General features: G+C 68.3%; 15 protein-coding genes. 5 read left to right on the top strand and 10 right to left on the bottom strand.

The genetic code is table 11. From position 1 onward, the window contains the following. The first annotated feature begins 15 nt into the window (after positions 1 to 15). From glgC to QTH86_RS19525, 3 genes are read left to right on the top strand one after another with little or no spacing between them, the layout of a single operon-like run. Positions 16 to 1,320, top strand: coding sequence for a glucose-1-phosphate adenylyltransferase (glgC, locus tag QTH86_RS19535; RefSeq protein WP_286647896.1), 1,305 nt, complete (start codon positions 16 to 18; stop codon positions 1,318 to 1,320). Then, on the top strand, positions 1,320 to 2,780 hold the full coding sequence (gene glgA / locus QTH86_RS19530; RefSeq protein ID WP_286647895.1) for a glycogen synthase GlgA: 1,461 nt from the start codon (positions 1,320 to 1,322) through the stop codon (positions 2,778 to 2,780). The genes glgC and glgA overlap by 1 nt, the downstream gene beginning before the upstream one ends. A 32-nt stretch (positions 2,781 to 2,812) precedes the next feature. Further along, complete coding sequence (locus QTH86_RS19525) at positions 2,813 to 5,293, top strand: glycogen/starch/alpha-glucan phosphorylase (protein ID WP_286647894.1); 2,481 nt, start codon at positions 2,813 to 2,815, stop codon at positions 5,291 to 5,293. Here QTH86_RS19525 and QTH86_RS19520 read toward each other — a convergent pair. From QTH86_RS19520 to QTH86_RS19505, 4 genes are all read right to left on the bottom strand, one after another. Beyond that, entirely contained in the window at positions 5,290 to 5,748 is a 459-nt protein-coding gene (locus QTH86_RS19520; protein ID WP_286647893.1) for an ExbD/TolR family protein, read from the bottom strand. The genes QTH86_RS19525 and QTH86_RS19520 overlap by 4 nt on opposite strands. Before the next feature lie 13 nt (positions 5,749 to 5,761). After that, complete coding sequence (locus tag QTH86_RS19515; protein WP_286647892.1) at positions 5,762 to 6,454, bottom strand: MotA/TolQ/ExbB proton channel family protein; 693 nt, start codon at positions 6,452 to 6,454, stop codon at positions 5,762 to 5,764. 13 nt (positions 6,455 to 6,467) lie between these two features. Beyond that, entirely contained in the window at positions 6,468 to 7,268 is an 801-nt protein-coding gene (gene dapB / locus QTH86_RS19510; RefSeq protein WP_444814039.1) for a 4-hydroxy-tetrahydrodipicolinate reductase, read from the bottom strand. Positions 7,269 to 7,357: 89 nt separating this feature from the next. Continuing rightward, entirely contained in the window at positions 7,358 to 7,912 is a 555-nt protein-coding gene (locus QTH86_RS19505) for an outer membrane protein assembly factor BamE (RefSeq protein ID WP_286647890.1), read from the bottom strand. A gap of 88 nt (positions 7,913 to 8,000) precedes the next feature. On the opposite strand from QTH86_RS19505, the gene fur reads away from it, so the two are divergent. Continuing rightward, on the top strand, positions 8,001 to 8,420 hold the full coding sequence (fur, locus tag QTH86_RS19500; RefSeq protein ID WP_286647889.1) for a ferric iron uptake transcriptional regulator: 420 nt from the start codon (positions 8,001 to 8,003) through the stop codon (positions 8,418 to 8,420). A gap of 15 nt (positions 8,421 to 8,435) precedes the next feature. Here the strand turns inward: fur and hprK are convergent, their stop codons facing one another. The 4 genes from hprK to QTH86_RS19480 all read right to left on the bottom strand — a co-directional run bounded on the left by hprK (position 8,436) and on the right by QTH86_RS19480 (position 12,741). Beyond that, positions 8,436 to 9,392, bottom strand: coding sequence for an HPr(Ser) kinase/phosphatase (gene hprK / locus QTH86_RS19495; protein ID WP_286647888.1), 957 nt, complete (start codon positions 9,390 to 9,392; stop codon positions 8,436 to 8,438). Positions 9,393 to 9,411: 19 nt separating this feature from the next. Further along, positions 9,412 to 9,879, bottom strand: coding sequence for a PTS sugar transporter subunit IIA (locus QTH86_RS19490; RefSeq protein WP_286647887.1), 468 nt, complete (start codon positions 9,877 to 9,879; stop codon positions 9,412 to 9,414). A gap of 94 nt (positions 9,880 to 9,973) precedes the next feature. Then, positions 9,974 to 10,303: a ribosome hibernation-promoting factor, HPF/YfiA family gene (gene hpf / locus QTH86_RS19485; protein ID WP_262077167.1), complete on the bottom strand. Its 330-nt coding sequence runs from the start codon at positions 10,301 to 10,303 to the stop codon at positions 9,974 to 9,976. 317 nt (positions 10,304 to 10,620) lie between these two features. Next, positions 10,621 to 12,741, bottom strand: a complete 2,121-nt coding sequence (locus QTH86_RS19480) for an ATP-dependent helicase (RefSeq protein ID WP_286647886.1) — start codon at positions 12,739 to 12,741, stop codon at positions 10,621 to 10,623. A gap of 216 nt (positions 12,742 to 12,957) precedes the next feature. Between QTH86_RS19480 and QTH86_RS19475 the strand changes: the two genes are divergently transcribed. Continuing rightward, complete coding sequence (locus QTH86_RS19475; RefSeq protein ID WP_286647885.1) at positions 12,958 to 13,947, top strand: magnesium and cobalt transport protein CorA; 990 nt, start codon at positions 12,958 to 12,960, stop codon at positions 13,945 to 13,947. A 97-nt stretch (positions 13,948 to 14,044) separates the two neighbouring features. On the opposite strand, the gene QTH86_RS19470 is transcribed toward QTH86_RS19475, so the two are convergent. Both QTH86_RS19470 and QTH86_RS19465 read right to left on the bottom strand, forming a co-directional pair. Then, positions 14,045 to 14,728, bottom strand: coding sequence for a 5'-methylthioadenosine/adenosylhomocysteine nucleosidase (locus tag QTH86_RS19470; protein ID WP_444814038.1), 684 nt, complete (start codon positions 14,726 to 14,728; stop codon positions 14,045 to 14,047). Positions 14,729 to 14,766: 38 nt separating this feature from the next. Beyond that, positions 14,767 to 16,446: a long-chain-fatty-acid--CoA ligase gene (locus tag QTH86_RS19465; protein ID WP_286647883.1), complete on the bottom strand. Its 1,680-nt coding sequence runs from the start codon at positions 16,444 to 16,446 to the stop codon at positions 14,767 to 14,769. Positions 16,447 to 16,511: the final 65 nt, after the last annotated feature.

The raw sequence follows: 16,511 nt of genomic DNA, 5'->3' as shown, positions 1-16,511 counted from the left end.
AGCGAGACAAGAGACATGTCCGACGACGCAACGACCCGGTCCCTGCAGGCCCATCAACTGGTTCGCCGCACCATCGCCGTGGTGCTGGCCGGCGGCCGGGGCTCGCGCCTGAAGCAACTCACCGACCGGCGCGCCAAGCCGGCGGTGTACTTCGGCGGCAAGTTCCGCATCATCGACTTCGCCCTGTCGAACTGCCTGAACTCCGGCATCCGGCGCATGGCGGTGGTCACGCAGTACAAGTCGCATTCGCTCATGCGCCACCTGCAGCGCGGCTGGAGCTTCCTGCGCGCCGAGCTCAACGAGATGGTCGACGTGCTGCCGGCCCAGCAGCGCACGGGCGACGAGCACTGGTACCGCGGCACGGCCGATGCGATCTACCAGAACCTCGACATCCTGCAGACACGCTCGACCAAGCACGACTACGTTGTGGTGCTGGCCGGCGACCACATCTACAAGATGGACTATTCGGTCATGCTGATGGACCATGTGAAAAGCGGCCGCGCCTGCACGGTCGGCTGCATCGAGGTGCCGCGCATGGAAGCCACCGCCTTCGGCGTGATGGCGGTCAACGAAGACCGAACCATCACCGACTTCCTCGAGAAGCCCGCCGACCCGCCCGCGATGCCCGGCAAGCCCGACATCGCGCTGGCCAGCATGGGCATCTACGTCTTCGACGCTGCCTACCTCTACCAGCTGCTCGAGGAAGACAACGCCAACCCCGCCTCGAGCCACGACTTCGGCAAGGACGTCATCCCGCGCGCCGTGGTGCAGGGCCGGGCGCAGGCCCATCCGTTCAGCCTGTCGTGCGTGACGCGCGGCGCGCGCGGGCCCCATGCGCCGGTGTACTGGCGCGACGTGGGCACGATTGATGCATTCTGGGCGGCCAACCTCGATCTGGCGTCCATCACCCCCGAGCTCGACATCTATGACACCGACTGGCCCATCTGGACCTACCAGCGGCAACTGCCCCCGGCCAAGTTCGTGCTCGACATCGACGGCAACCACGGCATGACGGTCAACACCATCGTATCGGGGGGCTGCATCGTCTCGGGCTCGCAGGTGAAGGATTCGGTCCTGTTCTCCAATGTGCGCATCCATTCCTTCTGCGACGTGAAAGAGGCGGTGCTGCTGCCCGATGTCGAGGTCGGCCGCGGCGCCCGGCTGGCGAAGGTGGTGGTCGACCGCGGTTGCGTCATCCCCGCGGGCATGGTGGTCGGCGACGACCCAGCGGCCGATGCGGCGCGCTTCGAACGCACCGACGCCGGCGTGGTGCTGATCACGCGCGAGATGCTCCAGCGCCTCGAGACGCCAACGCCCTGATGCGCGTCCTCCAGGTCAGCGCCGAGTTCTTTCCCCTTCTCAAGACCGGCGGGCTGGCGGATGTCGCCGGGGCGCTGCCGCTCGCCCTAGCGGCCGCCGGTCAGGATGTGCGGGTGCTGCTGCCCGGTTTCCCGTCCATCCTGGCCGGGTTGACCGACACCACCGACGTGGCCGACGTCGAGGCACCGTGGGGCCAGCGCGCCCGGCTGCGCGCCGGGCGCATTGCCGCGCCGGGCGGCGCGCCGATCACGGCCTACGTGCTCGACGCCCCGGCGCTGTACGACCGACCCGGCACGCCCTATGAAGATGCATCGCGCCAGCCCTACGCCGACAACGCGCGTCGCTTCGCGCTGCTCGGATGGGCCGCCGCCCGCCTGGCCCGCGGCCTCGACCCGAGCTGGCAACCCGACGTGGTGCATGCGCACGACTGGCATGCCGGCCTGGCACCGGCCTACCTGTCCTTCGACGCCGCCGCGGGCGGGCCGCGCGTCGGCAGCGTCTTCACCGTGCACAACCTGGCCTACCAGGGCGTGTTCCCGCCCTCGGATTTCGCCGGGCTCGGCCTGCCGCCCGCGGCCTTCGACGTGAACGGGCTCGAATACCACGGCCAGCTGTCGTTCATGAAGGCCGGCCTCTACTTCTCGGACCGCCTCACCACCGTGAGTCCCACCTACGCGCGGGAGATCCAGACACCGGAACAGGGCTGCGGCCTCGACGGCCTGCTGCGCGGCCGCAGCGGCGTGCTCACCGGCATCCTGAACGCGGTCGACGACGCCGTCTGGGACCCGGGCACCGACCCCCTGCTGCCCCATCCCTACGACGTGCGCCGGCCCGGCGGCAAGGCGCTGTGCAAGGCCGGCCTGCAGCAGGAACTCGGCCTGGCCATCGACCCGGACGCGCCGCTCTTCGTGATGGTGAGCCGGCTGACCGAGCAGAAGGGCCAGCACCTGGTGCTGGACGGGCTCGACGCACTGATCGCGCAAGGCGGCCAGCTGGCGCTGCTGGGCAACGGCGAGCGCTGGCTCGAAGACGCGTTCCGCGACCGCGCCGCCGCGGCACCGCAGTCGGTCCACGCCACCATCGGTTACAACGAGCGCTTCGCCCACCGGCTCTTCGGCGCCGGCGACGTGACCCTGGTGCCCTCGATGTTCGAGCCCTGCGGACTGACACAGATGTACGGCCTGAAATACGGTAGCCTGCCCCTGGTGCACCGCGTGGGCGGGCTGGCCGACACGGTGGTCGACTGCACGCTGGAAGACATCGCCGACGGCCACGCCACCGGCTTCGTGTTCGACGGCTTCGATGCCGACGGCTACGGCCGCGCACTGCGACGCGCCTTCGCGCTGTACCGCCGCCCCGCCGACTGGCGCCGCGTCCGCGGCACCGCGATGCGGCGGCCGGCCGACTGGCAGGCCGCCGCGGCACGGTACATCGGCGTGTACGAGCAATCGCTCGCCTGACGAACCCCTTTCACTTCAACCCCTCCACCACCATGACGATCGAAGAATTCGCCTACGACCATCCCGACCGCGACGTGGCCGCGTTCAAGCGCGCGGTGGCCAACAAGCTGATCTACGCCGTCGGCAAGGACCCGGTCGCCGCCAGCCCCGACGACTGGCTCAACGCCACCGCCCTGGCCGTGCGCGACCAGCTGGTCGAGCGCTGGATGGCCACCACCCGGGCCAGCTACGCGCAGGACCTCAAGCGCGTGTACTACCTGTCGATGGAATTCCTCATCGGCCGCACCTTCACCAACGCCCTGCTGGCCCTCGAGCTGCAGGACATCGTGAAGCAGGCGCTGGCCGACTTCGGCGTCGACATCGCGGCCATCGCCGAGCGCGAGCCCGACGCCGCGCTGGGCAACGGCGGCCTCGGCCGGCTGGCCGCCTGCTTCCTCGACTCGATGGCGACGCTGGGCGTGCCGGGCTTCGGCTATGGCATCCGCTACGAGTACGGCATGTTCCGCCAGAAGATCGTGGATGGCCAGCAGGTCGAGACGCCCGACTACTGGCTCACGCGCGGCAATCCCTGGGAATTCCAGCGGCCCGAGGTGACCTACCGCGTGCGCTTCGGCGGCCACGTGCAGCGCCGCGAGGAGGCCACCGCCGGTGGCGCCGCCGACTGGGTCGACACGCACGACGTGCTGGCCGTGGCCTACGACACCATCATCCCCGGCTACGGCACGCAGGCCACCAACACGCTGCGGCTGTGGTCGGCCCGGGCCACCGAGGAGATCGACCTGTCGGCCTTCAACCGCGGCAACTACATGCAGGCGGTGGAGAGCAAGAACCACTCGGAGAACGTCTCGCGCGTGCTCTACCCCGACGACTCGACCGCCTCGGGTCGCGAGCTGCGCCTGCACCAGGAGTACTTCTTCGTCAGCGCCAGCGTGCAGGACCTGCTGCGCCGCTACCTGCGCACCCACACCACCTTCGACAAGCTGCCCGAGAAGGTCAGCATCCACCTGAACGACACGCACCCGGTGCTGGCTGTGCCCGAGCTGATGCGACTGCTGCTCGACGAGCACGGCCTCGGCTGGGACAGCGCCTGGGCGCACACGCAGAAGGTCTTCAGCTACACCAACCACACGCTGATGCACGAGGCGCTGGAGACCTGGCCGGTCGAGATGATGGGCCGCATCCTGCCGCGCCACCTGCAGATCCTGTACGAGATGAACTCGCGCTTCCTGGCGACGGTGACGCAGAAGCTGGGCCACGATGTCGAACTGCTGCGCCGCCTGTCGCTGATCGACGAGACCGGCGAACGCCGGGTGCGCATGGCCTACGTGGCGGTGCTGGCGAGCCACTCGATCAACGGCGTGTCGGGGCTGCATTCGGAGCTGATGAAGCAGTCGATCTTCGCGGACTTCAACAAGATCTTTCCGGAGCGCTTCAACAACAAGACCAACGGCGTCACGCCGCGGCGCTGGCTGGCGCAGGCCAACCCGCCGCTGGCTTCGCTGCTCGACCAGCGCATCGGCCGGGGCTGGCGTCGCGACCTGACGCAGCTGGAGGCGCTGCGCCCGATGGCGCAGCAGGCGCCCTTCGTGCGTGCCTTCCGCCATGCCAAGCGCGAGAACAAGCTGCGCCTGGCCAACTGGATCGAGCAGCACATGGGGATCGTGGTCGACACGGACGCGATGTTCGACGTGCAGGTCAAGCGCATCCACGAGTACAAGCGCCAGCTGCTCAACGTGCTGCACGTGGTGTCGCGCTACCAGCGCATCGTCGCAGCGCACGAGGCCGGCCAGGCCAGCGACCTGGTGCCGCGCGTGGTGGTGTTCGCCGGCAAGGCCGCGTCGGCGTACCACGCGGCCAAGCTGGTGATCCGCCTGATCAACGACGTGGCCGCGGTCGTCAACAACGACCCGCGCGTGGGCAAGCTGCTGAAGGTCGTCTTCCTGCCGAACTACAGCGTGAGCCTGGCCGAGATCATCATGCCGGCGGCCGACCTGAGCGAACAGATCTCCACCGCCGGCACCGAGGCCTCGGGCACCGGCAACATGAAGTTCGCGCTCAACGGCGCGCTCACCATCGGCACGCTGGACGGCGCCAACGTCGAGATGAAGGACAACGTCGGCGACGACAACATCTTCATCTTCGGCAACACCACGCCGCAGGTGGCCGACATCCGCGCCAGCGGCTACCAGCCCCGCACCTTCTACGAATCGAACCTGGAACTGCAGCGCGTGCTCGACGCGATCCGCGACGGCGTCTTCTCGCCGGGCGAGCCGGCGCGCTACCAGGGCATCTTCGACACGCTGGTGAACTGGGGCGACCAGTACCTGCTGCTGGCCGACTACGCGAGCTACGTCGCCACGCAGGCGCGCGTCGATGCGCTGTACCGCGATGCCGACGCCTGGACGCGCATGGCGATCCTGAACGTGGCCGGCATGGGCGCCTTCTCGTCGGACCGCACCATCGCCGAGTACGCGCACCAGATTTGGCACACGAAGCCAGTGGCGCTGGGCTAACGCGTCGGTGCGGGGGCTTCGGTCACGAAACCGATGCGGCTGAGCCCGGCCTTGTTGGCGATGCCCATCAGCGCGACGATGCGGCCGTAGGGCACGGTCTGATCGGCGCGCAGCTGCACCTCGGTGTCGCGGCTGGCCGCGGCGGCGCTGGTCAGGCGCGCCGCCAATTCGGCCTCGGTCACGGGCTGGTCGTTCACGAAGACCTGGCCCTTCGCGTCGACCGCCACGCTGACGGACTTCGGCACGTCGCCGGTCTTGCCGGCGTCGGTGCGCGGCAGGTCCAGGCGGATCGAACTCGCCATCAGCGGCGCGGTGATGATGAAGATCACCAGCAGCACCAGCATCACGTCGACCAGCGGCGTCACGTTGATGTCGGACATCGGCCGCTGGCCACCGCCGCCGGTCGCGCGGCTGCCGCTGGCGCCGGACCCGAGCGAAGTGCGGCCGAAGCTCATGGCGCGAAGGCCTTCAGACCGGCAGGGGCCGCGCCGGCGGCAGCGCCGCAGCGGGCGCTTCGCCGAAGACGGCCAGCAGGTCGTGCGCGAAGCCTTCGAGCTCGACCTCGATGCGACCGATGATCCGGCCGAACACGTTGTAGCCCAGCACCGCCGGGATCGCGACCGCCAGGCCGAAGGCCGTCATGATGAGCGCTTCGCCGACCGGCCCTGCCACCTTGTCGATGGTGAAGCCGCCCGCCTCGCCGGCGATGCCCGCGAGCGCGCCATGGATGCCCCACACCGTGCCGAGCAGGCCGACGAAGGGCGCGGTCGCGCCGATGGTCGCCAGCAGGATCTGGCCCGACTGCAGGCGCCGCAGCGCCGCGTGCAGTGCATCGCGCAGCGTGCGCGTGAGGCGCTGGTTGCGGTCACCCGCGTGGCCGAGCGTGGCGCCGCCGGGGTCCGCGGCCAGGGCCTTGAGCGCGACGACCGCCGGCAGCACCAGCCGCGGGCCGTCGAAGGCGCGCAGGCCCTGCTCGGCCTCGGTGATCGACGGTGCCTGCCAGAACGCGGCGATGCTGCGCAGCACCGCGCGCGTGCCGCCGCGCAGCAGCCAGGCCTTGAGCAGGATCGCGATCCAGCTCGCCACCGACATCAGGAGCAAGAGGGCCGCCACGCTGCGGCTGACGCCATCGCCCTGGGCCAGCAGCTGGAGGACGTTCATGGGCGAGGCGGCTTCAGCGCAGGCCGAGCACGTCGAACATGTCGAAGAGCCCGGTCTTCTGCGTGGCCAGGAAGCGCGCCGCGCGCAGGCTGCCCTGTGCGTACGTCGTGCGGCTGGCCGACTTGTGCGTGATCTCGATGCGCTCGCCGGTGCCGGCGAAGAGCACGGTGTGGTCGCCAACGATGTCGCCGCCGCGGATGGCCGAGAAGCCGATGGTCGACGGGTCGCGCTCGCCGGTGATGCCCTCGCGGGCGTACACGGCGCATTCCTTCAGGTCGCGGCCGAGTGCGTCGGCGATGACCTCGCCCATCTTCAGCGCGGTGCCCGAGGGCGCGTCGACCTTGTGGCGGTGGTGCGCCTCGATGATCTCGATGTCGTAGCCGGTCGACAGCGCCTTGGCCGCCATCTCCAGCAGCTTGAAGGTGACGTTGACGCCGACGCTCATGTTGGGCGCCATGACGATCGCGATGTCCTTAGCGATCGTGGCGATCTCGGCCTTTTCGGCGTCGCTGAAGCCCGTGGTGCCGATGACGGCCTGCACGCCCAGTTCGCGGCAGACCGCCAAGTGCGCCAGCGTGCCTTCGGGGCGGGTGAAGTCGATCAGCACCTGCGCGTCCTTCAGGCCCGCGCGCAGGTCGGAGGCGATGGCAACCCCGCTCGTGAAGCCGAGGAATGCCGCCGCGTCGGTGCCGACGGCCGCGCTGCCGGGCACGTCGAGCGCCCCGGCCAGCCGGAGGTCGTCGGCGTTGCGCACCGCTTCGACGAGCATGCGGCCCATGCGGCCGGAAGCCCCGGCGACGGCGATGCGGCGCACGGCCGCGGAGGGGGAGGAAATGGGTTCGGTCACGCGGATTCAGCCTTCGGAGGGGAGAAACGCTCGACGCCGCCGAACGGCGGCCACGCTCAGCGCGTGGGTTCGAGCGGCGGGTAGCTTGGCGGCAGCGGAGGCAGCGGCACCGCCGGGGCACCGGCGGTCGCTTCCTTCTTGGGCGGATCGAATTTCTTCAGCTGGTCCTCGGACGCTTCCAGCTCAGGCACCTTGCCGCTGAAGCGGCGAGCGTCCAGCCCGGCCACGAAATCCTTCTCGCTGGGCATCTCGTCGCCGACGAATCGCTCGAGCACTTCGCCCTTGAAGAACAGCGTCAGGCGACGTTGCTGTTCTTCGACGCCCTGGCGACGGATGGTGAACACGTAGTCCCAGCGGTCGGCGTGGAACACGTCGGTCAGCAGGGAGGTGCCGAGGATCTCGCGCGCCTGCTGGCGCGACATGCCGGGCTTGAGCGCGTCGACCTGTTCCTTGGAGACGAAGTTGCCCTGCACCACCTCGACCTTGTAGGGCGTCACGGCGTACAGCATGCTGCGGGTGCGATCGGTCATGCCGCCGCAGGCGCCGAGTGACAGGCTCGCGAGAAGGGCGGCCGCCAGCAACCACAGGCGCGTTTTGGGATTGGCAAGCATCGGAAAAAGAGGGAGCGATATGATCGACCCATTGTAGCGGCAGCCCTTTTTCGGGCAGGCCGTCCACACGGCTGGCGCAGGAAAGACCATGGGCAACATCGACGAACTCAAGAACACCGGCCTCAAGGCCACGCTGCCTCGGCTGAAGATCCTCGAGATCTTCCAGGCCGGCGGCCAGCGCCACATGACCGCCGAAGACGTGTTCCGGGTGCTGCTCAACGAGCATTCCGACATCGGCCTGGCCACCGTGTACCGCGTGCTCACCCAGTTCGAGCAGGCCGGCATCCTGGAGCGCAGCCATTTCGAGAGCGGCAAGGCCGTCTACGAACTCAACGAAGGCACGCACCACGACCACCTGATCTGCACCTCGTGCGGCAAGGTCGAGGAGTTCTACGACGCCGAGATCGAACGCCGCCAGCAGATGATCGCCAAGGACAAGGGCTGGATCCTGCAGGACCACGCCATGTCGCTGTACGGCCTCTGCGGCGACTGCGCCGCCCGTCGCTGACTCGCTGACCGAAGCTCAGTCGGTACCGCCGGCTTCCATCGCCTTGTGGTGCCGCGCCACGAAGTCGGCGTACGTGTCGATGCCGCGCAGCTGCAGGATGGAGTTGCGCACCGCCGCCTCGACCAGCACCGCGATGTTGCGGCCCGCCACCACCTGGATGATCACCTTGCGCACCGGGATGCCCAGCACGTCCTGAGTCAACGGCGCCGCGGGCATGCGCTCGTAGTCGCGCTCGAAACTATCGCGGCGCACCAGGTGCACGATCAGCTTCAGGCGCATCTTCCGGCGCACCGCCGTCTCGCCGAAGATGGCGCGGATGTCGAGCAGGCCGATGCCGCGCACCTCCAGCAGGTTTTGCAGCAGCTCGGGGCACTTGCCCTCGATGGTGTTCTGGTTGATGCGAAAGAGGTCGACCGCATCGTCGGCCACCAGGCCGTTGCCGCGTGAAATCAACTCCAGGCCCAGCTCGCTCTTGCCCAGCCCGGACTCGCCGGTGATCATCACGCCCAGGCCCAGGATGTCCATGAACACGCCGTGCATCGAGGTGCGCTCGGCGAAGTGCTTCGACAGGTAGGCGCGCAGCAGGTCGATGACGTAGGCCGAGCCGTCGCGTGTGGCGAAGAGGGGCAACTGCGCCCGCTCGCAGATCGAGAGCAGTTCGTCCGGCGCGGCCTGCCCGTCCGCCAGCACCAGCATCGGTGGCTCGAGCGTGACGATGCGGGCGATGCGGCGCGCGCAGTCTTCGGCGGTTCCCCGCGTGAGGTAGGCGATCTCGCGCGCCCCCAGGATCTGGACGCGGTACGGGTGGATGTAATTGAGGTAACCGACCAGGTCGGCGGCCGATTGCGCCTGGCTGATGACCTCGGCGTCGAACTGCCGCTCGGAGGCGCCGAGCCCGGCCAGCCACTCCCAGCGCAGCGAGGCGCGGAACTCCTCGAACATCGCGTCCGCGCTGATGACCGTCGGCTTCATGCGCAGCCCACGGCGAGGATCAGGCGATCTGGGCGGATTGCCAGCCGGCGATGAGGGCGTGCAGCGCGCCCGCGTCGGTGCTCGACTTGATCTGCTCGCGCAGGCCGGCGTCGCTCAGCAGCTCGGCGATTTCCGACAGGATTTCCAGGTGCTTCTGCGTGGCGGCTTCGGGCACCAAGAGGAAGATCAGCAGCACGACGGGCTGCTCGTCCGGCGCGTCGAAGCCGATCGCCTGCGCGAGCTGGAACACCGCGGCCATCGGCGACTTCAGCCCCTTGATGCGGCCGTGCGGGATGGCCACGCCGTGGCCCAGACCGGTCGAGCCCAGCCGTTCGCGCGCGAACAGGCTGTCGGTGATGAGCGCGCGACCCAGGCCGTGCAGGTTTTCGAACAGCAAGCCGGCTTCCTCGAAAGCACGTTTCTTGCTGGTGGCGTCGACGCTCACGAGGACTTGAGCGGGCGGCAGGATGGACGCGAGGCGATTCATGTGTGGGGGCGGAGCGGGGGCGATTATGCACCCGCACCGCAAAAAGCAAAGGGCCACCCGGAGGTGGCCCGCAAGAGTGTTTGCCCGAACAGGGTCACATCAGGCGCTTGGGGGCCGCGTGGTGGTGGTCCTGCAGGCGGTCCTTGTGGCGCACCACCTGGCGGTCGAGCTTGTCGACCAGTTCGTCGACGGCGGCATAGAGATCAGCGTGGCTGGATTCCGCGAACATGTCGCTGCCCTTCACGTGGATGTTGCATTCCGCCTTCTGGCGGCCCTCCTTCTCCTTCTGCTTTTCCACCGTAAGAATCACCTTGACATCGACCACCTGATCGAAGTGCCGGGTGATCCGGTCCAACTTGGTGGTGACGTAGCTGCGCAGGGCAGGCGAAACGTCGAGGTGATGACCGCTGATCGTCAAATTCATGAATGACCTCCAGATTGACGGTTGGGAAAATGCCCAGCGCTCCGGAATTGGGGCGTGAGCGGCGAGATTCGGTGCGGGGGGTTGAAGCGGAGAGAACGAGACAGAAGAGAAGGTCGGTTCACTATGCCCAAGGCACCGCGGTATTGCAATGCCCCTGTCACATCCGCTTCCACTTCTTTCGGCACCACCTCCGTTCAGCTACCAATTGCATAGCGCCGGCTTCAGGCACCGTCACTGGTTCGAGGCGCATGAGCACCAAAGGCTGCCTGTCGAGCAGCCCTCCTGCCGACCCCGGCATGTCACCACGAAAGTGACGATCAGCGCCAGGCCGCGCGCATCCGCGCCAGCAGGTCGATGGCCGCGGCCGGTGCCGGCACGTGCGGCGCCTGGACCGGGGGCGGCGGCCAGGTGCAGCGCTCGAAGCGGGCAGCATCCGCTTCGGTGATGAAGCGGCTCCGTCCGGCGTACAGGTGCCGGTCGCCGCGAGCCGACTGCTGCGTCACGTAGAAACGCTGCGGCACCAGCAGGTGCAGATGGTCCTTGGCGCGCGTCATGGCGACGTAGAGCAGGCGGCGCTCCTCTTCCAGTTCCTGCGCGCCCTGGGCCACGTCGGCCGGCAGGCAGCCGTCGACCACGTTCAGCACATGGACCGAGGTCCATTCCTGTCCCTTGGCCGAATGGATGGTCGAGAGGATGAGGTAGTCCTCGTCGAGCAAGGGCGGGCCGGCGCGGTCGCTGGTCGCTTCGGGCGGGTCGAGCGTGAGTTCGGTCAGGAAGCGCTCGCGCGAGGCGTAACCGGCGGCCAGTCGGGCGAGCTGCTCGACGTCGCCGCGGCGAACGCCCGCGTCGTCGTGCAGCCGCTCCAGGTGCGGGAGGTACCAGTCGAGGGCCAGCCCCATGTCGGCGGGCCATTCGAGCGTCGGCGCACGCAGCGCGGCATAGGTGTCGGCAAAGCACCCCCACTCGACCTGCGCCGACGCCGGCGGCACGAAGTCCTGCACCGCCGCGGTCGGGTCGGCGGCCGTGTCCATCGCATCGAGCAGCCGCGTCGCCGTGGCCGGGCCGATGCCCGGGATGAGCTGCGTCACGCGGAAACCGGCCATGCGCCCGCGCGGGTTCTGCGCGAAGCGCAGCACGGCGAGCAGGTCCTTGACGTGCGAGGCCTCGAGGAACTTGAGGCCGCCGTACTTGACGAAGGGGATGTTGCGGCGCGCCAGCTCGAGTTCGAGCGCGGCGCTGTGGTACGAGGTGCGGAACAGCACCGCCTGCGACTTCAGCGCCAGCCCGCCTTCACGGTGCGCCAGCACCCGGTCGGCCACCCACTGCGCCTGCTGCGCCTCGTCGGGCACCAGCACCAGTTGCGGCCGGCCGGCGGAAGGCTTGTCGGTCCAGAGCGTCTTGGCGTGCCGCTCGGCGGCAGCGGCGATGACCGCGTTCGAGACGTCGAGGATCGGCTGGGTGGAACGGTAGTTGCGCTCGAGCGCGACGACGCGCGCCGGCTCGGCGAACTGCGCCGGGAAGTCGAGGATGTTGCGCACCGTGGCGCCGCGGAAGGAATAGATCGACTGCGCGTCGTCACCCACCACCGTGAGCCCGCGACCGTCGGGCTTGAGCGCCAGCAGGATCGCAGCCTGCAGCCGGTTGGTGTCCTGGTACTCGTCGACCAGCACGTGGTCGAAGCGTGCGCCCAGATGCGCCGCCAGCGCGGGCTCGGCCACCATGCCGGCCCAGTAGAGCAGCAGGTCGTCGTAGTCGAGCACGTGCTGTTGCTGCTTGGCCTCTACATAGCCCGCGAACAAGCGCTTGAGCTCGCTTTCCCATTCGGCGCACCAGGGGAAGGCCTGCGCCAGCACCTCGACCAGCGGCGCGCAGGTGTTGACGGTGCGCGAGTAGATCGACACGCAGGTTCCCTTGCGCGGAAAGCGCTTCGTCGTCGCGGAGAAGCCGAGCTCGTGGCGCACCAGCCCCATCAGGTCCTCGGCGTCGCCGCGGTCGTGGATGGTGAAGTTCTCGTCGAGCCCGATCTGCGCGGCGTACTCGCGCAACAGCCGCGCCCCGACGCCGTGGAAGGTGCCGGCCCAGGGCAAGGCCGGCGCGGCCTCCGAGCGCAGGCCGAGCACCTGCGCGGCGACCTGCCCGGCGCGACGCGCCATCTCCTGGGCGGCGCGGCGCGAGAAGGTGAGCAGCAGGATGCGCTGCGGGTCCGCCCCTTGCGCGATGAGGTTGGCGACACGGTGCGCCAGCGTGCTGGTCTTGCCCGAACCGGCGCCGGCGATGACCAGCAGCGGCCGCACGTCGCCGAGCGCCGCGCCGACGCCATGCTCGACCGCGGCGCGCTGCGCGTCGTTGAGCGTGGCCAGCGCGGCGGCTAGGCGCTCGGTCTGGGTGCTCTGGGCAGAGGCCGGGGGCGGCAGGGAAACGGTGTCGGGCGTCGGCATCGGAGGCTGCACTGTACTGGATGCCCATCCAGCCGCATAGCCGATCACAACATGCTGCAGTGCCATAATCGCGCCTCGCTGCAACCCCGGAGATTTCGCATGGACAGCTATCCGTCTCGGCAGCTTTCAACTCCCTTCTGAGCGTCGTTGGCGAGGGTCTTGAAAGCGCCACCTTCCGCCGCCAACCGCAAGACCCCATCTCCCCGGGAGTGAGCCATGCTCAACATCTTCTCGCTCGCCAACGGGCGCCTCGTTCAGGAAGAAATCGAGGCCCTCGAAGAGCTATCCCAGTTCCAGCCCATCTGGGTCGACCTCGAATCGCCGACGGTCGAGGAAAAGCGCTGGATCAAGCAGTACTACGGCCTGTCCATCCCCGAGGATGCGATGGACGAGGACATCGAGGAGTCCGCCCGCTTCTACGAGGAAGACAACGGCGAACTGCACATCCGCAGCGACTTCCTGATCGACGACGACGAGAACCCGCGTTCGGTGCGCGTCGCCTTCATCCTGAACCAGCACAACGCCGAGCTGCGCAGCCGCGGCGTGCTGTTCTCGATCCACGACGAAGACGTGCCGGTGTTCCGCCTGCTGCGCATGCGCGCACGCCGGGCGCCGGGCCTGATCGAGGACGCGAAGGAAGTGCTGCTCAAGCTCTTCGATGCCGACGCCGAATACTCGGCCGACACGCTGGAGAACATCTACGACGAGCTCGAGGTCGCCGGCAAGAAGGTGCTCGAAGGCAACGTCAGCGACGAGCTGGCCGGCGAGGTGCTGGGCGCCATCGCGCGCCAGGAAGACTTGAACGGCCGCATCCGCCGCAACGTGATGGACACGCGCCGCGCGGTCAGCTTCATGATGCGCAGCCGCATGCTGAACGCCGAGCAGTTCGAGGAAGCGCGGCAGATCCTGCGCGACATCGAGTCGCTGGACAATCACACGGCCTTTCTGTTCGACAAGATCAACTTCCTGATGGATGCGACCGTCGGTTTCATCAACATCAACCAGAACAAGACCATCAAGATCTTCTCGGTGGCCAGCGTCGCGCTGCTGCCGCCGACGCTGATTGCCAGCATCTACGGGATGAACATGAATATCCCCGAGGTGCAGGCGCTGGGCAACGGCGCCTATATCTATGTGCTGGTGCTGATGGCCGCGAGCGCGCTGGGCCCCATGTGGTATTTCCGCCGCCGCGGTTGGCTGAAATAGACCCACCCCCGAGGGCTGGCGCCCTCCCCCTCAAGGGGGCGATGCCGACGGCCCGGCAAAGCCGGTTCCGTGGCATCTCTGGCGAAGAGCGCGCGGATCAGGACCGGGGAAGATTGCGCAGCAGCGTCTCGACGATCGCAGCCGAATGCGGGCTTGCCACCGTGCGGATGAATTCGAGGAAGTCGCCATGCGCGGCGTCGTCGGCGCGGTCGGAGATGGTGCGCACCGCCGCGAAGGGCAGCCCGAAATCGTGGCACACCTGCGCAAAGGCCGCGCCTTCCATCTCCACCGCGAGCGCGTCGGGCAGCTCGGCCTGCAGCACGCGTGCCTCGGCCGTGGTGGAGACGAAGCGATCGCCGCTGACGACCAGTCCTCGATGCACCCGCGCCTGCGGCAGCGCCGAGCGCGCGGCTTCGCACAGCGCCGCTGCCAGGTCCGCGTCGGCTGCGAAGCGGCTGCGGCCGTAGAGCGGCACCTCGTGGCGCGGGAAGATCGGCGAGGCGTCCATGTCGTGCTGCAGGAATTCGCTGGCCACGACCACGTCGCCCACCTGCACGCCGGGGCCCAGCCCGCCGGCCACGCCGGTGAAGACAACGCGGCCGACCTCGAAGCGCTCGGCCAGCACCGCGGCCGTGGTGGCCGCAGCCACCTTGCCGATGCGCGCCAGCACCGCGACGACCTCGTGACCGTGCAGATGTCCCTGCCAAAATTCGCGCCCCGCCACCACGACCTTGCGCTCGTCGGGCAGGAGGTCGAGCACCGCCGCCAACTCCTCGTGCATCGCTGAAACGATAGCGATGGGCGCGGCGGCCACGACGCTCACTTCTTCGCGTCGCGCAGTTCGCGTCGCAGGATCTTGCCCACCGGCGTCTTGGGCATGTCGGTGCGGAACTCGATCACCTTCGGCCGCTTGTAGCCGGTGAGGTTCTCGCGGCAGAAATCGCGCACCTGCGCTTCGGTCAGGGCCGGGTCCTTCCGGACGATGACGAGCTTGACGGCCTCGCCGGTCTTCTCGTCGGCCACGCCGACCGCAGCGCATTCGAGCACGCCCGGCATCATGGCGGCCACGTCCTCGATCTCGTTCGGGTACACGTTGAAGCCCGACACCAGGATCATGTCCTTCTTGCGGTCGACGATCTTGAAGAAACCTCGCTCGTCGACGACGCCGATGTCGCCCGACTTGAACCAACCATCGACCGTCATGACCTTGGCCGTCTCGTCGGGCCGCTGCCAGTAGCCCGCCATCACCTGGGGCCCCTTGATCGCGATCTCGCCAGGCTGCCCCGGCGGGACCGGCTGACCGGCGTCGTCGAGCAAGGTCATGAACGTGCTCGGCAGCGGCACGCCGATGGTGCCGGTGTAGGCCTTGCTGGTGGTCGGGTTGCAGCTCACGGACGGCGAGGTTTCGGACAGCCCATAGCCTTCGCAGATCGGGCAACCGGTCTTCTCGAGCCAGAGCTTGGCCACGGCCGCCTGCACCGCCATGCCGCCACCCACCGAGACCTTCAGGTTCTTCCAGTTGACGGTGCCGAAGTCGGGATGGTTGGCGATGCCGTTGAAGAGCGTGTTGACCGCCGGGAAGCTGTGGAAGGTGTGCTTGGACAGCTCCTTCAGCGTGGCCGCCATGTCGCGCGGATTGGGGATGAGGATCACCTTCCCGCCGGTGCGCAGGCCCAGCATCATGTTCACCGTGAAGGCGAAGATGTGATACAGCGGCAGCGCGCACACGCTGGTCGGTTGCTCGCCGGCCGGCACCTTCTGCATCACCGGGTCGTTCCAGGCCTCGGACTGCAGCACGTTGGCGATCACGTTGCGGTGCAGCAGCACCGCGCCCTTCGACACGCCGGTGGTGCCGCCGGTGTATTGCAGCACCGCCACGTCATCGGGACCGATGGTCGGCGTCTTCACGCCCCGCGCCGCGCCCTCGCCCAGCGCCGCATTGAAGCGCACTGCCTGCGGCAACTCGTAGGCCGGCACCAGCTTCTTGACCTTGCGCACCACGTAGTTGACGAGCGTGCCCTTGAGCAGGCCCAGGCGATCGCCCATCGCACCGAGCACGATGTGCTTGACCGGCGTGGACGCCAGGCAGTGCTGCAGCGTGGCGGCGAAGTTCTCCATGATGACGATGGTCTTCGCGCCACTGTCCTGCAGCTGGTGCTCGAGCTCCCGCGGCGTGTAGAGCGGGTTGACGTTGACCAGGATCAGCCCGGCCCGCAGGATGCCCGCGACCGCGATCGGGTACTGCGGGCAGTTGGGCATCATCACCGCGACCCGGTCCCCCTTGACCAGACCCAGTCCCTGCAGGTAGCCGGCGAAGGCACGGCTGTGGCGGTCGACGCTGGCGTAGCTCACGTCCTTGCCCATGAAGCTGTAGGCAGTGCGGTCGGCATACTTCGTGAAGCTCTCGTCCATCAGCCCGACCAGCGAGCTGTACTGCGAGGGATCGATGTCGGCCGGGACACCCGGCGGATAGCTGCCGAGCCAGGGGCGATCGGTCATGGTCTTGTCTCCATGTCAGAAAAAAGGGGCGCGACATCGCCGCACGAGGCCGCTCTTGAGGGCAC

Origin of the sequence: Variovorax sp. J2L1-78, assembly GCF_030317205.1 — a bacterium.
Lineage (GTDB): Bacteria > Pseudomonadota > Gammaproteobacteria > Burkholderiales > Burkholderiaceae_C > Variovorax > Variovorax arabinosiphilus.
This window is presented reverse-complemented; position numbering and strand designations above follow the sequence as displayed.

What these genes read in the sequence shown, in the direction of transcription:
- glgC (WP_286647896.1), top strand. Translation starts at nt 16, where the DNA reads ATGTCCGACGACGCAACGACCCGGTCCCTGCAGGCCCATCAACTGGTT.
- glgA (WP_286647895.1), top strand. Translation starts at nt 1,320, where the DNA reads ATGCGCGTCCTCCAGGTCAGCGCCGAGTTCTTTCCCCTTCTCAAGACC.
- QTH86_RS19525 (WP_286647894.1), top strand. Translation starts at nt 2,813, where the DNA reads ATGACGATCGAAGAATTCGCCTACGACCATCCCGACCGCGACGTGGCC.
- QTH86_RS19520 (WP_286647893.1), bottom strand. Translation starts at nt 5,748, where the DNA reads ATGAGCTTCGGCCGCACTTCGCTCGGGTCCGGCGCCAGCGGCAGCCGC.
- QTH86_RS19515 (WP_286647892.1), bottom strand. Translation starts at nt 6,454, where the DNA reads ATGAACGTCCTCCAGCTGCTGGCCCAGGGCGATGGCGTCAGCCGCAGC.
- QTH86_RS19505 (WP_286647890.1), bottom strand. Translation starts at nt 7,912, where the DNA reads ATGCTTGCCAATCCCAAAACGCGCCTGTGGTTGCTGGCGGCCGCCCTT.
- fur (WP_286647889.1), top strand. Translation starts at nt 8,001, where the DNA reads ATGGGCAACATCGACGAACTCAAGAACACCGGCCTCAAGGCCACGCTG.
- hprK (WP_286647888.1), bottom strand. Translation starts at nt 9,392, where the DNA reads ATGAAGCCGACGGTCATCAGCGCGGACGCGATGTTCGAGGAGTTCCGC.
- QTH86_RS19490 (WP_286647887.1), bottom strand. Translation starts at nt 9,879, where the DNA reads ATGAATCGCCTCGCGTCCATCCTGCCGCCCGCTCAAGTCCTCGTGAGC.
- hpf (WP_262077167.1), bottom strand. Translation starts at nt 10,303, where the DNA reads ATGAATTTGACGATCAGCGGTCATCACCTCGACGTTTCGCCTGCCCTG.
- QTH86_RS19480 (WP_286647886.1), bottom strand. Translation starts at nt 12,741, where the DNA reads ATGCCGACGCCCGACACCGTTTCCCTGCCGCCCCCGGCCTCTGCCCAG.
- QTH86_RS19475 (WP_286647885.1), top strand. Translation starts at nt 12,958, where the DNA reads ATGCTCAACATCTTCTCGCTCGCCAACGGGCGCCTCGTTCAGGAAGAA.
- QTH86_RS19470 (WP_444814038.1), bottom strand. Translation starts at nt 14,728, where the DNA reads ATGCACGAGGAGTTGGCGGCGGTGCTCGACCTCCTGCCCGACGAGCGC.
- QTH86_RS19465 (WP_286647883.1), bottom strand. Translation starts at nt 16,446, where the DNA reads ATGACCGATCGCCCCTGGCTCGGCAGCTATCCGCCGGGTGTCCCGGCC.